At 30.7% G+C, this 14,642-nt stretch carries 12 protein-coding genes; 8 read left to right on the top strand and 4 right to left on the bottom strand.

The annotated features are described in order from the left end of the window. The 4 genes from IPK88_04250 (at position 1) to IPK88_04265 (ending at position 4,846) form a co-directional block, all read left to right on the top strand. A complete protein-coding gene (locus IPK88_04250; protein MBK8242615.1) occupies positions 1 to 2,331 on the top strand; it encodes a DEAD/DEAH box helicase family protein in 2,331 nt (776 codons plus the stop codon). 481 nt (positions 2,332 to 2,812) lie between these two features. Continuing rightward, positions 2,813 to 3,148: a YegP family protein gene (locus tag IPK88_04255; GenBank protein MBK8242616.1), complete on the top strand. Its 336-nt coding sequence runs from the start codon at positions 2,813 to 2,815 to the stop codon at positions 3,146 to 3,148. Positions 3,149 to 3,229: 81 nt separating this feature from the next. Further along, positions 3,230 to 4,054, top strand: a complete 825-nt coding sequence (locus tag IPK88_04260) for a hypothetical protein (GenBank protein ID MBK8242617.1) — start codon at positions 3,230 to 3,232, stop codon at positions 4,052 to 4,054. A gap of 369 nt (positions 4,055 to 4,423) precedes the next feature. After that, complete coding sequence (locus IPK88_04265; GenBank protein MBK8242618.1) at positions 4,424 to 4,846, top strand: hypothetical protein; 423 nt, start codon at positions 4,424 to 4,426, stop codon at positions 4,844 to 4,846. Here IPK88_04265 and IPK88_04270 read toward each other — a convergent pair. The 4 genes from IPK88_04270 to IPK88_04285 form a co-directional block, all read right to left on the bottom strand. Continuing rightward, positions 4,823 to 4,999: a hypothetical protein gene (locus tag IPK88_04270; GenBank protein MBK8242619.1), complete on the bottom strand. Its 177-nt coding sequence runs from the start codon at positions 4,997 to 4,999 to the stop codon at positions 4,823 to 4,825. The two genes, IPK88_04265 and IPK88_04270, sit on opposite strands and share 24 nt — an antisense overlap. A 334-nt stretch (positions 5,000 to 5,333) precedes the next feature. Then, the gene (locus tag IPK88_04275) at positions 5,334 to 6,233 is read right to left on the bottom strand and encodes a hypothetical protein (GenBank protein MBK8242620.1); all 900 of its coding nucleotides are present in this window, start codon (positions 6,231 to 6,233) and stop codon (positions 5,334 to 5,336) included. A gap of 430 nt (positions 6,234 to 6,663) precedes the next feature. Then, on the bottom strand, positions 6,664 to 9,333 hold the full coding sequence (locus tag IPK88_04280) for a hypothetical protein (GenBank protein MBK8242621.1): 2,670 nt from the start codon (positions 9,331 to 9,333) through the stop codon (positions 6,664 to 6,666). Positions 9,334 to 9,614: 281 nt separating this feature from the next. Further along, positions 9,615 to 9,794: a helix-turn-helix domain-containing protein gene (locus IPK88_04285; GenBank protein MBK8242622.1), complete on the bottom strand. Its 180-nt coding sequence runs from the start codon at positions 9,792 to 9,794 to the stop codon at positions 9,615 to 9,617. 998 nt (positions 9,795 to 10,792) lie between these two features. On the opposite strand from IPK88_04285, the gene IPK88_04290 reads away from it, so the two are divergent. From IPK88_04290 to IPK88_04305, 4 genes are all read left to right on the top strand, one after another. Continuing rightward, positions 10,793 to 11,032 carry a helix-turn-helix domain-containing protein gene (locus tag IPK88_04290; GenBank protein ID MBK8242623.1) on the top strand — a complete coding sequence of 80 codons (240 nt, stop codon included), beginning with the start codon at positions 10,793 to 10,795 and terminating at the stop codon, positions 11,030 to 11,032. Between the two features lie 11 nt (positions 11,033 to 11,043). Then, positions 11,044 to 11,568 (top strand): hypothetical protein, encoded by a 525-nt coding sequence (locus IPK88_04295; protein ID MBK8242624.1) that lies wholly within the window; start codon positions 11,044 to 11,046, stop codon positions 11,566 to 11,568. Positions 11,569 to 11,593: 25 nt separating this feature from the next. Beyond that, positions 11,594 to 13,699 (top strand): bifunctional DNA primase/polymerase, encoded by a 2,106-nt coding sequence (locus IPK88_04300; protein ID MBK8242625.1) that lies wholly within the window; start codon positions 11,594 to 11,596, stop codon positions 13,697 to 13,699. Between the two features lie 299 nt (positions 13,700 to 13,998). Then, positions 13,999 to 14,505, top strand: a complete 507-nt coding sequence (locus IPK88_04305) for a hypothetical protein (protein MBK8242626.1) — start codon at positions 13,999 to 14,001, stop codon at positions 14,503 to 14,505. Positions 14,506 to 14,642 lie beyond the last annotated feature (137 nt).

Genomic DNA, 14,642 nt, shown 5'->3' on the forward strand with positions numbered 1-14,642 from the left:
ATGAATGAAGCAGAAACCAGAGCAGAACTCATAGACCCTATGTTAAAAGCTTGTGGGTGGGGGGTTATTGAAGACTCAAAAATCCTTCGTGAATACAACATTACAGCTGGTAAAATACAAACGGGTGGTACGCGGTCAAAAAAAATTATTGCTGATTATATATTAGTTTACAAAGGCATTAAACTGGCAGTGATAGAAGCCAAAAGTGATGATTTAGGTGTAGGTGAAGGTGTGGCACAAGCCAAGCAATATGCCGATAAATTAAAATTAGAAACTACCTATTCAACTAACGGTAAAGAGATTTATAGCATTTGTATGAAAACAGGTGCTGAGGGTTTGGTTGCCAGTTTTTTAACTCCTGATGAATTATGGCACAAAACATTTGCCGTTCAAAACCAGTGGAGAGAGAAATTTGCAGCTGTTCCTTTCGAAGATAAAAGTGGTACTTGGCAATTGCGTTACTATCAGGAAATAGCTGTTTTAAAAACTTTAGAAGCTGTTGCTAATAAAAAGGATAGAATATTATTAACCTTAGCAACAGGAACTGGAAAAACGGCTATTGCCTTTCAAATTGCTTGGAAATTATTTCAAACCCGTTGGAATTTAAAACGCGATGGCAGTCGTAGACCACGCATTTTATTTTTAGCAGATAGAAACATACTAGCTGACCAAGCTTATAATTCATTTTCTGCATTTCCCGAAGATGCGTTAATACGTATTAAACCTAGTGAAATAAAGAAAAAAGGAAACATACCAACTAATGGAAGTATCTTCTTTACGATTTTCCAAACCTTTATGAGTGGCACTGATAAAGATGGCAAACCAGCTCCTTACTTTGGCGCTTATCCCCCAGATTACTTTGACTTTATCATTATAGATGAGTGTCATAGAGGTGGCGCAAATGACGAAGGTAATTGGAGAGCCATTATGAATTATTTTGCACCAGCAGTTCAGTTGGGATTAACGGCTACCCCTAAACGGAAAGATAATGTTGATACCTACAAATACTTTGGCGAACCAGTATATATTTATTCTTTAAAAGAAGGTATTAACGATGGTTTCCTTACTCCATTTAAAGTAAAACGTATTAAGACAACATTGGATGATTATATCTATACAAGCGATGACCAAATAATAGAAGGAGAAATTGAAGAAGGTAAAACTTATACAGAAAGCGATTTTAACCGCATTATTGAAATAAAGGCAAGAGAAGCAAAACGAGTTCAAATTTATATGAACGAAGCCAATCAAAAAGAAAAAGCGATCATTTTTTGTGCCACACAAGATCATGCTGCCGCTGTTCGTGATTTAGTAAACCAATACAAAACAAGTACAGACCCCAATTATTGTGTGCGTGTTACCGCCAATGACGGCGAAATAGGAGAACAGTTTTTACGTGAATTTCAAGACAACGAAAAAACGATACCAACAATCCTTACGACTTCACAAAAATTATCTACTGGTGTTGATGCAAGAAACATTCGGAATATTGTTTTAATGCGTCCAGTAAACTCCATGATAGAGTTTAAGCAAATAGTAGGTCGTGGAACTCGTTTATTTGATGGAAAGGAGTTTTTTACCATTTATGATTATGTAGATGCTTTCCATCACTTTGCCGACCCAGAATGGGATGGTGAACCTATAGAGCCTGAAACAAACACAGTTATTGAAGCTAAAGGTGAATACAAACCAAAAGAACCAAAGCAAAACGAAGAAGAAGGCGGTGAAAAAGAAAAACGCAAGCGAATTAAGATAAAATTGCGTGATGGCAAAGAACGTGAAATTCAATCCATGATTGCAACATCGTTTTGGAGTGCTGATGGTAAACCTATTTCAGCAGAGGAGTTTTTAAATAATTTATTTGGCGTATTACCCAATCTATTCAAAAGCGAAGAAGAATTAAGAACACTATGGAGCAATCCAATGACAAGAAAAGTGTTATTGGATAAATTGGAAGAAGTTGGGTTTCCTAAGAGCGATTTAGTGATTGTACAGCAATTAGTAAATATGGAAAAAAGCGACCTTTTTGACGTACTAGAGTATGTTTTTAATGGTAACTACAACTCTTTAACCAGAGAACAACGAGTTGCAGCATCACAAGCAACCATTTTCGCCATACTCAATGACAAACAAAAGGAATTTATAGAATTTGTATTGAGTAAATACATTGAATCTGGAGTAGAAGAACTGGACCAAGATAAACTACCGATTTTATTGACCAATAAATATCAATCATTAGAAGATGCGAAAGAGGTTTTGGGCAATGTGTCTGAAATCAGTAAATTATTTGTTGAATTTCAACAGTATTTATATGGGCAGAAAGTGGCTTAGTAATAAATTTTAGTTTGCTATAAATAAATACAATATTAATAGACCCCAAATAAATAGAATTGGAATGAATAAACTAAAATGCTTCCAATGGTTACTAATTGTAGATTTGGTCTTGTTTCTCTTATGTATGCATTATCAGCCTTTGTGTGAACCTTGCTTAGATAAACAAGACTGTCAACCTTGCATTTCCAAAAAGCAATACTTCATATTATATTTTAGTTTAGCAATAAATTTAATTTTAGGATTGCTTTGTTATTATAAAAGTCGAAGAAGAAATACAGTTGGATGAATACCAACCCTATAGAGAATTAAATAGGAAAAGCAAGATGTAAATGAATTGTTAATCTCAGTTGCGTAAAGTATTATTATACAATGCTTTACACATATATAAATATAAATATTGGAAGGTATAGAACGAATTTATATATATCAATGTTTCATATGTGTTATATATTATTTTTAATCCTTTAAATATTTTTTTATGAACAATCCGAAATTTACAATTTCGAAGGACTCAGCAAATGAGTTCCGTTTTCTGTTACGGGCCATTAATGGAGAGCCTATCCTTAGAAGCAGTGAAGGCTATAAAACTAAACAAGGTTGTCTAGTCTGTATTACTTCAGTTAAGGAGAACTCCCCGATAGATGATCGGTACAGACGTAGCACTTCAGGTGTTCAGTATTACTTTACTCTTCACGCCAGGAATGGAGAAACTCTTGGTATAAGTGAGATGTACACTACTGCACAGTCACGAGACAATGGCATTAACGCTGTAAAACGAGATGCTCCAAATGCTCCAATCGAGGATCTTACTTAATCCAAGAAATTGAATTGGGTGCATGTGGTGAGATTATGATGTACACCCGATTCATTTTTATTTCATACCTAAAAAACAGTTATGGAAATAGATAAAGAATCCGTTAAAAAAGAAATTCCTAAGCAAGATAAATCCCCATTTAAATGGGATACTTTGATCCAAGGCGGGATACTTTTAATAACCTTTTTTGCTTTCGATAATTCACGTCTTATGAATCAAGCTACACTCAAAACTATTGCTGAATCGGAGGTTAGAGATAGCTTAAATAGTATACGAGACTCCATTAGGAATGCAAGGTTTTTAGAATTGTCTGGACAACAAATAGTTGCTCTTAATCAACAAGCTCATGCACTTGAGCGAAGTGTACGGAATACTGAAATGTCTGAAGCTCCAATACTTGATATTTTGAACTTGGGATTTCATATAGACAAGTTACAAGACCCTGGATATGATCATTTCTTAAATGAAGAAGACAGTTTGGTGTTAAAGTACAAGGTTATCAATCGTGGAATAAGGCCAGCTGTTTTAAGACAAGTTTTATCTTACTCTTTTGACAAAAATTTCAAGTTGGTCAGTAAAGATACTTTTAACACTACTATACGACTAGTAAAAGATAATGTCCTAAATAGAACACATTTGACTCCCCGAGGTACAATTCATATCGGTTTGAATGAAGTGATGAATACAGATGATGCTTACTTATGTTTTATTTTTAAATTTACAGATCAGTCACTCGGAGTTAATATTGATACCAAGCATGATCCAGTCATTTTCAAATGGGTAAAAAAGCCATCTCAAAATTTATTTTACCAACAAGAAGGTTTAGAAAAGTTTTTTGCATTTAATGTATGTACAGATGAAGAGAAGCTAAAAATTTTAAGCATACTTGGTAAATTGAAAAAGTAGTTTGTCCCATGAGATTTGTACAAAGTGCGATTTGTGCAAAAGCTAACCGCAGGTCAACTTTGTACAAATTTATATATGTGCAAATCTCACTTTTGCTTTCACAGTACAGATGGTTATACAAAAAGTGCTGATTTTACCGTATAACCATTTGTGCAATGATTGATAAGAGTTTTAATAACTAGAGGAATGAAAGGTTGCAATGTATATTTTGTCGTTAAAGATGTTGAGATGTATTTTTGTTCAAGAATTAAATATAAAGACTAACCACAAATTGAACAGTATTATTTAAAACCCTGGTAATCATTTGTTTATTATTTTTATATGGATTATTCGTGAAATTCATTTAGTTTAGTGGCAAATATCTAAATTATGACCAATTCAAAATTTACCCCCACCGAAGCTGAGTTTCAATATAATCCTACGTTTAATGAGAGAGAATTGCGATTATTCTTTAAATCGCATGGTGAAGCGATAGAGGCCGAAAATCTAATTAAGGATAAATTTGGAAATGAATTTCCGGATTGTATATTGAAAGTACGAATAGCCGCACATTATTGCGATTTAAAATTTTGTATAGAAAATGAAGAGTTACTCTTAACGGAAAAAATAAAATATGCGAATCAAGAGTTGAAAGTATTTATGGCGAATAATATTGACACACCGTTTGTTTTATGTTATTGGTATATTGAAAATAATTTCTCATATCCTGCCACAACAACACAAGAATCAGCGAGGTCAGAACCAGGTGAATTAAAAAGCCGACTTAAATCATTCATTGTCGATACCAATTGATTGCCACATGTAATATTTTATACCATCGCTTCCTATATATTCTCCAGTAATTTTTCCAGGTATATCTGATCTAATTCTACGCGTACAAATTCCATTCTCGTCTCGTTCTGGTTTACCATCAGATCCAGTCACATATATTTCAGAACGTTTCATATTAAGACTCCTAGTTTCTTATAAATAGTATATTAATTCCAATATGCATCAACTGCCATGCACATTGCCCTCTCAAATGGATCTGAATTGAAGTTACTGCGGTTTATTTTCCGACAAAATTCCTTCAAATAGTTTTGTAAGTGTTCTTTTGAAACTGAATGATGAACACCTGTAGTCATCTTTTAGCATTCGAAATGACTTTATCTGCCGACGGTAAATTTCCCATCGCTCTCTTTAGTTGAGTAACTTTTTGTTTCAGACCACCAATTAGGCAAAGCGACAATTACCTCTCCAATCTCCTATAATCTAACATTTTCATCAATTTTCTTTGGTGTCAGAAAGTTTTGAACTTTTCATAGATATTATGTAAATTAGGTTTTGTGTATAGTCCTCCTTTGTCGTTTTCTGATAAAGACAAATATTTGGATGCATTTTCCCAATTTTCATATGGTTTATTCACCTTTTTAGCAACCTTTTTATAGGCATTCCATTCTTCTTTATTCATTGTAGTACCTTCGTTGAATCCTAATCGGTAGCCTTTCTTTACAATATTGAGTCTTTCAGATGGTGTACCATGATGAGAGGGTGAGTTGAAATTATAATCACCAATATTATAAAATTTTCTAAAAACTCTTACAATGTGATCTTCTCTCCTTTTCAAGTCTAAACTCCAATCTTTATTTGGCTCAAATTTTGTCATCATTTGTGAGTAATGGTTTTCACGAGAATGAAGCCATCCTAACATAAAACCTGCAACAAAATCAGCAAATAATTCCCTTTCTTTACCGCTCAAATCAAGATTGTTTTTGAAATCAAAAATGTGTGCCGCTTCATGGTATATTATATAATCAAAAACATCTTGCTCAGTTTGTTCTGAAAGCTCTAGACCAAGAAGAATAGTTCCATCGTTTTTACTTGAATTAGTGATTCTATTTGTAGCTAAAGCATTTGGGGCTTTTCTATCATCGTACCACTTGATATTCACTTCTAAATTAAAATAATCAAGCAAATCTTGTTCTTTTGATAGATTATGAGATACTTCTCTAATGACAGTGCCATCGTCATAGGTGTGTGAACTGGAGAATTCTTCTTTCTCAATGATTAAACTTTCTAAGTCACCAAGATTCAATCCCAAAAGACTGCATTCCTTCCTAGTACTAAGGTCGATTTGGCCATAAACTAATGTTGTGTTGTAAACAGTTAATAATTGGAGGCAAATAATGATTTTTTTCATTTTAATTGAATTTAATTAGATGATATAATTTCCAAAGCTAACAGATTGTAGCGTTGTTATTGTCACATTCGTTGGGCAAATAACTGATTATTCGATTATAATTATCTAGGTCAATTCGCACTTCGACTAGTTTATTCACACAGCTTTGTACATTGATAGCTAAAGGAAGCAAATGGACGAACACTAAAATTGCAAAATAGCTAATCCACAGTTTCTGGTCGGTAGGATTGAGTACAGCTATTTTATTTTGCACTTTGTCCATCGTAAATTTTAAATTTTGATTAGTGTAATGCATCATGTGAACTTAGATTATTCTTAAATGCTGTTAACTAGTACTTATGCCGTAAAACTTCGTAAATACTTACAAATATAAACCTCACTTTACATATATCCAAATCATCTATTAGACTTTAGCTAAATTTGTTTGGTTTTACAAACTACCTGAAACTATACCGTATTGAAATGTATTTTGACTTTGAGATTCAGTAGTAACCTCCTCCTTAATATTGTTTTCATCTAATAGTTGTGGTAATTCTCTTATATTGTGTTGTTCAAATCCGGGTAATGGATAATTGGAAAACAAGTACGTTGTTGCAACTTCTCTTAATGTACGATTCCGTCCACATGCTTGAAGTAATTCTGATTCTATAAAGTGGAATTGGATGCTCCTAAGTTCTTCATGAGGAAATGTCATTATTTTAAATTGAAATCCGTTGTGACAAACTGTTTGTTCACCCATTTCAATATCATTCTGATTGAATTGAATATTTAACTCTGAAGCTACTAATAAGTAAATAAATGAAGGTATGTGTGGTGTGCCTATGACAGCAATATCTTCACCTTTAAATTCATCATATCCAGAGCAATTCCCAAAATGAATTTTTGTATTACTATCTGGAAATAAGTTGCGATGTTTTATATAAGTAATTATTGGTTTATTAACAATAAGATTTCTAATTGAATTAAGATTGGATGCATTATTTCGGTTTCCCAATGTCGAGCGACTTAGGCTTAAATTAGAATATTGGATACGGGAACCCGTATGTTTAACACTTGATAGATCTTTCCATATAATTTTACCATATAATGCTTTGCAAAAAGTTTCATTGGTTGTAGCTGATAATATAATTAGCTTTTTATCGGGATATAATTTGTGTTTTTGAATATAATGAATTTTCTTATCCCCATTGGTGTCTTTTAGATTCTCAGGAGTTGCCATCCAATAATCACATTTGAAGGAAGGTAATATAGCCCCTTTTACAAAAACTTTATTGCTATTAATTTTTTTTCTAAATTCGGCCATATCGGTTATTTTTAGTGGATTTCCTTGATGGACCATATTTAAATTGTCATTTGAATTTGCTAAATCAAGTAGTTGTTGCACGGCTTTTTGATCAGTATCATTTAATTCATCTTGTATTATTCTTAAATCCTTGGTAGTAAATGAATTTGTTTCTAAAATATACTGGGTTGGATCTTCATCAAAAATTATTGTATGGTGATTAGGAAAATCTGAAAACAGGATTCTTTTATGTGTAGTTATAACCAATTGATCAGAATTGAGACATGTATCTAATTCTTTAAAGTAATTATTCATTTTTTTTCTGAATTCCATAATTTCACTACCTACAAAATGAGTGTTTGCTATATCACTTGAACTGCACTCCTTTAGATAACTTGCCGCACCTTCATAGTCACCAATAGCTTGCAATTTATCATATTCTTGTTGAATTGCTTCAGGTAATTTTGGTATTTCAGGTGTAACAAGGACAGTTCTTCCTAAATTTCTATACCTCTTGGCAATTTCTTCTTTTAACTTATGGGTTGGTGCTGCAATTATACACCCATCCAGATTTAGTGATAATAACTTTTCGGTTTTTCCTATGCCAGTAATAGCTTTCAGTATATATTTTCCATTACCTGGGGTTTCAATTGCTTGTTTTAAAAATGAATCCATTTCCATCTCCGCTTGCTTTAGACTAATTTCAGGATGTCCAAGAAGTTTTTGAGCCTCCATCCTTTTCTTAAAATGTAAATCTGTAAGTCTTTCATATATTAATGAAGCAGGATCATTTGTTGCATAATTTGATATCTTCTGTTCAAAAATATAGGTTCCTTTAGTATAGTTAATATCAAACCAATCTGAGATATATTCTTTTCTCTCATCAATTGATTTATTATTTTGAATAGCTTCCTTCCATTTTTTAGCCCCACCTTCAATTCTTCTCATCCCACTGTATAATCCTAACAGCTCTGAATGATATATTTTTATATTCATTGAAAGGAAATCATCTAATAACTTGAATTCCAATCTAGCTTTTTCCCAATCAAAATTTCTAATTGGTGGTTCATTTATCACTAATTCCTTTGTATAGTTATAGGAATTTGTGGTTGTTGAATCACTTAGATATGGCATGGCTAGCAAATTTTTAGCCTCCTGGTGTTTGTTGGGGGCAGCATTTTTCTTATTTTTTAAGGCTTTTCTTACACCTTGTGTAGATTCTATATGTTTGGTTTGATAAAGGTCACTTACGGATATTAGAAGCAGTGATGATAGAAGAGTAGTGTCTTGCTTGTAGAGCAGATCTTTTCCACCATAAAATTTTTGAACACAACTAAGTTTGTCAGCTTCTGGGAAGATCTTCTGCATCCTTTCTCTAACTAGATTATTATATTCATCAAAATTTGTAATAACTCGATCTAAAACAAAAATAAGCCGATATTTTATAGCTAATTTTAACTTTTCTTCTATTGGTAAGTTATTATCAGTTGGATCACTCAAAGTTCTGTATATACCATTAGGCATTGGTAGTTCAAGTTCAATTAGTCTATTAATTGCATTTCCAAGAGATAGTTTCTTATCAACATCAATAATTATAAGTTGTGAAGAATTGAAATTTTCTTCTATAATCCAATTATAATTGCATATTGCAGGATTGAAAGAATAACATTGATTTCCAACGAATTCGACAAAATCTGATATTGTCATTTGACTAGGGCTAGTACTTCCTAATCTAACACTCCATTTTCTTACTTCATCTCCCTTTTTTGGTTTTTGATAAGTTGGTTCAGAGTCTAATGTAACTGTAATTTTCATCATAATTATTTGCTTTGATTGTTAATTAATAATATTTCCATTTATTTAATGCCATAGCCTATCATGGTTAATCAGATAAACCTTCTATTAACTATATATATGTTTTTACAACTTAATGAGTGCGATTTGAAAGAGTATATCCGTATTTAATAATTTGAAAAATATCAGTAAGACCCTTTGATGCTTGATTTGCTTCGATTTGTGAGCAGCAATATTAATACCAAGCATTTGGTGCATTCATCCCAAAAGACCCCTTATAACTCTCATAATTGCCTTATAAGCAATCAATGTATAGATATCCGATGATTATCTAAAAATGCTTCGATATCAGTTTCTCTAAACAGCAATCGACGACCTCTTCTTATATAGGAAATTCTGTTTTCTCTAACGTACCTATACATTGTGCTTTTGCTACAATTCAGATAAGTAGCTACATCTTCTAAATTGAGTAATTTTTTATTCATAATTTATACTTTTTATTCATTTTCTTATAAACCAAGAACAATTTGAGATTTTTCGTTCAAAGATCATTTCAGAAAAAATGTTAATTATTTATAAAAGAACTTGATAATTAGCTGAATTTTGAACAGTACATGACCATTAAAGTGATGAATTGTACCGATGAATTTAAAATCTACCCATTGGTCAAAATTCATGAAAATTAAGGATTTTCTCTGTTTGATTTTGAAATTTTAACAAAAGAATTTCTGGAATATGGACACAAGTAGCTGTGGATATTGATTTTATCAATAGTCTGTAATAATCCACAATCTATATACAACAATTGAATAAATCAATATTATTCAGGTTCAATTGTTATTAATTTATACCTGAATCCATTGAATTTATTAGATTTCAAGTCATTTTACATTTTATTGAAATAGATTCATTGAATTATATTCACACTAGATATTTTATTCAAATGCACCGATGCACCGATTATACACTAATTTTTACTGAAATTGTATTTACAATAATCATATTTTTATTATACCACATTACTACCTACTCTCTCTTAATAATCTCTCTCATAAAGTAAAATATATTAAGAAAGGGGTGGAAAGATCAGTTCAATATGGTAGGAAATCTATATACAGTTGGAGTTTTAGATGTACTGATTCTGCAATTGATAGATCGGTGCATCAGTACAGATATGTAATAATTTGAATTCATCTTAATTTTGTCAATGTTTATCATAGGAGGATAAATTAAGGTTTCCATTGTTAAATTGTTCGAAAATTAAATTATTTTTAAAATTAAATTTTCAGTTTATTTATCTATATAACAGCTATTTATCAGCTATTTATACATATATATAATATATAAATAAAGAATATATATTGCTTTTCCTCCCTTTTGATAAGTTTTTGTCAAAAAATATACTAATTATATTAAAGGAGCAAAGAATTATATGAACCCAGAAAATATTAAAAATAGAATACTTAGTGAAATTAGGTCAGAAATGGATCATCTTTTGACTAGAGTTATATATAGTATTGAAAAACTAACAGAGGAAGAATATACCAATTTGACTGAATATGTTACTAGAATTAAAGCCGCAGAAATACTAGATATATCTCTACCAACTCTAACAAAACTAACTAAGGAGAAAAAATTGAAAGCGTATTTTATAAGCAATAAATGTTACTACCTGAGACAACAATTGCTCGAGCTGATAACAAATAATTTTAAATCAAAATAAAGTATACAAAAATGGAAATAAATATTAAAAATTTAAACACTAAAGAACTGTCCAATCCTACAATCAAAGAGAGCGTTGGATGGGTAAATGATCTGAAAGAAGAATTAGATTTAATTTTTAGAAGGGATTTTGGAATAGGAATCTTGAAAATGGAAAAGAATCACCATTTAATAAGGATTAATCTAAGATTGGCACCAATTGAATATATTAGTCAGATTGAAAACTTTATAAATGAACTAACTTCTCCACAGCTTAAATCAAAAATAATATGTATTGATTTGGATTATAAATGGAAGTTAATAATTTACAAAAGTAATATGCCATTTAAAAATGAAACTATTCTTTATAATCCATGGACATTTAAACCTATCGTTAGTACTGGAAGTAGTATTGGTATTGTCTCAACTATAGTTAGCAATGAATGCGATGAAATAAATAATAGACTTACCCTTCTTGAGTTTCTTTCATTAGATGAACATGAATTATTAAAGAATTTATTTAAATATTTAATTGAACAAGTAAGTTCAAATAATTAAATATTAAACAAAAGGTTATTAAATTATGACACATTTATTTAAATTATTAGAAAACAGCGGATCCTTGGTCCCAATTGTTGAAGATAAAAAATCTTTTGCAGGTTGGAATAAATATCAGACAACTCCACCAACAAAAGAAGAATTAACTAAGTGGATTTCAGGCAGTTATCAAGGGTTTGGTTTATTTATGGGGTATGGTAATTATCAGGTTATTGATATTGATCTTAAAAATGCAAGTATAGATCAAGCAAATTCCCTATTTGAAACAGTTTGGAGTTATATTCCCAATGATTTGAAATTAAAAATTACGGTTCAAAAAACTAGAAACAATGGTTTGCACATGATTTATAGATGCAAAATACCTGCAATTCACGAAAAGATATTAATCAATCCAGAATCAAAAAAAACCGTTGTAGAAACAATTGGAGCTAAGAACTATATACTAATTGAACCAAGTCCAAATTACAAAATTGTTAGTGGAAGTTTAGATGATATTCATGAAATTTCAGTTGATGAGCATAATTCATTGATAGGATATTTTAAAAAAATGGATACATACTCTGTAAATGAAAATGAAATAAAAATCAATCCAGACTTGGATATTGATTTAATTTCAAAGCAGATCCAAACTGAGGGAGTAAAGAAAGAAATCCAAAAATTGGTTAATGAAATTGTTAGCAAAAATCTGAATGTGACTACTGATTATAATCAATGGATTGAAATTGGTTATGCCTTGGGAAATGAATTGGGAGAAGATGGACGTGATTATTTTCACTCCTTAGGTGAAAATCATCCCGAGTATGAAATCAATGGATCAGATCAACAGTATAATTCAATTTTAAAATCAATACAGCAGAATGACTCTAAAAGGAGATTGAAAATAAGAAGATTAAAACAGATACTTAGAGAAATTCTGAAGGATCAAGTTAATAGTATAGATGAAAATAAAGTCACATTAGATACCAAATATATTTTAAGTTATATAATGACTAAAGGATTTAAGCGAAACCTCTTTACAAATAATGTTGAAAATCAAGAAGGTATTCCTGTAAAGGACGTTGATGTAAATAGCATATATGTAGATTTAAGTATACAAGGTTATCGAACTTCAGTAAGGACAATAAACTCGATCATTGGTAGCAATAGAATTCAGAGTTATAATCCATTAGTAGAATGGTTAGAATCTGTAGAATTAGATGGGAATGAAAAAACATTAGATGATTTTATAAATTGTTTTAAGTTAAAAACAAGTAAGCCTGAATCCGCTACAGCACTTAGACATCTATTAATTAAGTGGCTACTACAATTTCCAGCCGTGATATATGATAATAAGACACCACGTTTAGTTTTGGTTTTAATCGGTGAATCATACATCGGAAAAACTGAAGTACTGAGAAGGTTACTTCCAAATGATTTTAAAAAATACTATGCAGAATCTGGATTAGATAGAGAAAAAGATTCAGACATATTAATGACTGAAAATATTTTAATTAATATTGATGAACTGTCTGGAATAACCAGTACTACTAAAGGATATGAAAAATTTAAATCGTTAGTAAGTGTCGAGAATTTTAATACCAGAGTTCCATTTGGACTTAGAAATGAATGCATGCAAAGAAAAGCTATTTTATGTGGAACATCCAACAATATGGATATAATTAAAGACCACTCAACTGGAAATACAAGATTATTACCATTGGAATTGGAATTTATCGATCAGGAAGCACTAAATGCAATTGATAGACGACAATTATTTGGATTTCTTGCAAAACTTTATAAAGAAAAAGGTGCCGATCATTTGCGACTTACACCTGATGAAGTGAAAGTGTTAAAAAATATGTCGGAGGATTATACAGAAATAAATATGGAAAAAGATTTGATTATTCGTTATTTGCAACCTGCACCAAAAGAAAAAGACGCATTCAAAACTATCAACGAAATAATTAGCTATTTATCAAGTTTTTCAACTTCAGATCTAAAACCTAAAGCAATCTCTAGAGAATTAGGCAAATTGGACCAAACTTTTGTAAAAGACCGAAAGCGGCTAAATGGTCAAAACCTAAATGGTTATTATGTATCGTTTATTCAAGGTGATTATTCAAATGATCTTTCTGAAGTTTTTGAAATTTAGAGAAGTTATAGTTAAAGGATATACTAATACAACAATAAATGACCATTAAATTGATGAATTGAACCGTTGAATTGATAATCTGACCGTTGATTTAATCTACTTGTATATAGAAATATGTTCAACGTAATTTTGGGAACGATATCAATAGGTACATATTCAGTATGTTAATAAATCATGACAAATTAAAATTTCTATTATGTATAGCATTCGAATCTACTTAATATCTCATTTGAAAAATAAATTTATCTTTTATATATATTCTTGCAATTACATTAAATAGCATATTAATTTTTATGTAAATGAGTAAAGTACAAAATTCTAATAATGGTTGTTTGGGTTTATCATCAACAGGTTGGTTTTGGTTAATATTTGTTAGTGTTTTGCTTACAATTGTTGATAAATGTTGTTATAATGGTCATATGCTTGACGAGCCTCCATTTGAAAATATCTATAAACTTGGAAGTCATGTTGAAGTTGCTTTTGAAGTAAAGGAATTTACTTCTTCTGGAAAAGTTGGAGAATTTCAGTTTATGAATTTGGTAGAAAAAATATGGAATTATAGAGGAGAATTGTATAAACAATCCATTAATGAATTCGAAATAATATTCATTGTCAATTGCGTAGACAAATACGGAAATAAGAATATTAGAGAGGCAGGAAGGTATATTTTAGATAAAGATGATCTAGATTATCTCTATAAATGTAAGGACGAATTAGCCTATAAAAACTTCAGTCATTTAGAATCATTTTTAAAATTGTCTTTTAAAGATAATTGTAGAGGAAAAATTTATGAACCCAAAAAATAAGTTAAATTTACTAAATTATGACTATTTTCAAAATGGGAATCAGGTTTTATTTGAAATCTTTGTTTTTATTTGATATATAGAGAGCTTCAACAATTAGAAATATGTAAACAAAATTGAATTACAAATTAATAGCCAAA

The organism is Candidatus Defluviibacterium haderslevense, assembly GCA_016712225.1.
GTDB classification, from domain to species: Bacteria; Bacteroidota; Bacteroidia; order Chitinophagales; family Saprospiraceae; genus Vicinibacter; species Vicinibacter haderslevensis.

What these genes read in the sequence shown, in the direction of transcription:
- IPK88_04250 (MBK8242615.1), top strand. Translation starts at nt 1, where the DNA reads ATGAATGAAGCAGAAACCAGAGCAGAACTCATAGACCCTATGTTAAAA.
- IPK88_04255 (MBK8242616.1), top strand. Translation starts at nt 2,813, where the DNA reads ATGAACAATCCGAAATTTACAATTTCGAAGGACTCAGCAAATGAGTTC.
- IPK88_04260 (MBK8242617.1), top strand. Translation starts at nt 3,230, where the DNA reads ATGGAAATAGATAAAGAATCCGTTAAAAAAGAAATTCCTAAGCAAGAT.
- IPK88_04265 (MBK8242618.1), top strand. Translation starts at nt 4,424, where the DNA reads ATGACCAATTCAAAATTTACCCCCACCGAAGCTGAGTTTCAATATAAT.
- IPK88_04270 (MBK8242619.1), bottom strand. Translation starts at nt 4,999, where the DNA reads ATGAAACGTTCTGAAATATATGTGACTGGATCTGATGGTAAACCAGAA.
- IPK88_04275 (MBK8242620.1), bottom strand. Translation starts at nt 6,233, where the DNA reads ATGAAAAAAATCATTATTTGCCTCCAATTATTAACTGTTTACAACACA.
- IPK88_04280 (MBK8242621.1), bottom strand. Translation starts at nt 9,333, where the DNA reads ATGATGAAAATTACAGTTACATTAGACTCTGAACCAACTTATCAAAAA.
- IPK88_04285 (MBK8242622.1), bottom strand. Translation starts at nt 9,794, where the DNA reads ATGAATAAAAAATTACTCAATTTAGAAGATGTAGCTACTTATCTGAAT.
- IPK88_04290 (MBK8242623.1), top strand. Translation starts at nt 10,793, where the DNA reads ATGGATCATCTTTTGACTAGAGTTATATATAGTATTGAAAAACTAACA.
- IPK88_04295 (MBK8242624.1), top strand. Translation starts at nt 11,044, where the DNA reads ATGGAAATAAATATTAAAAATTTAAACACTAAAGAACTGTCCAATCCT.
- IPK88_04300 (MBK8242625.1), top strand. Translation starts at nt 11,594, where the DNA reads ATGACACATTTATTTAAATTATTAGAAAACAGCGGATCCTTGGTCCCA.
- IPK88_04305 (MBK8242626.1), top strand. Translation starts at nt 13,999, where the DNA reads ATGAGTAAAGTACAAAATTCTAATAATGGTTGTTTGGGTTTATCATCA.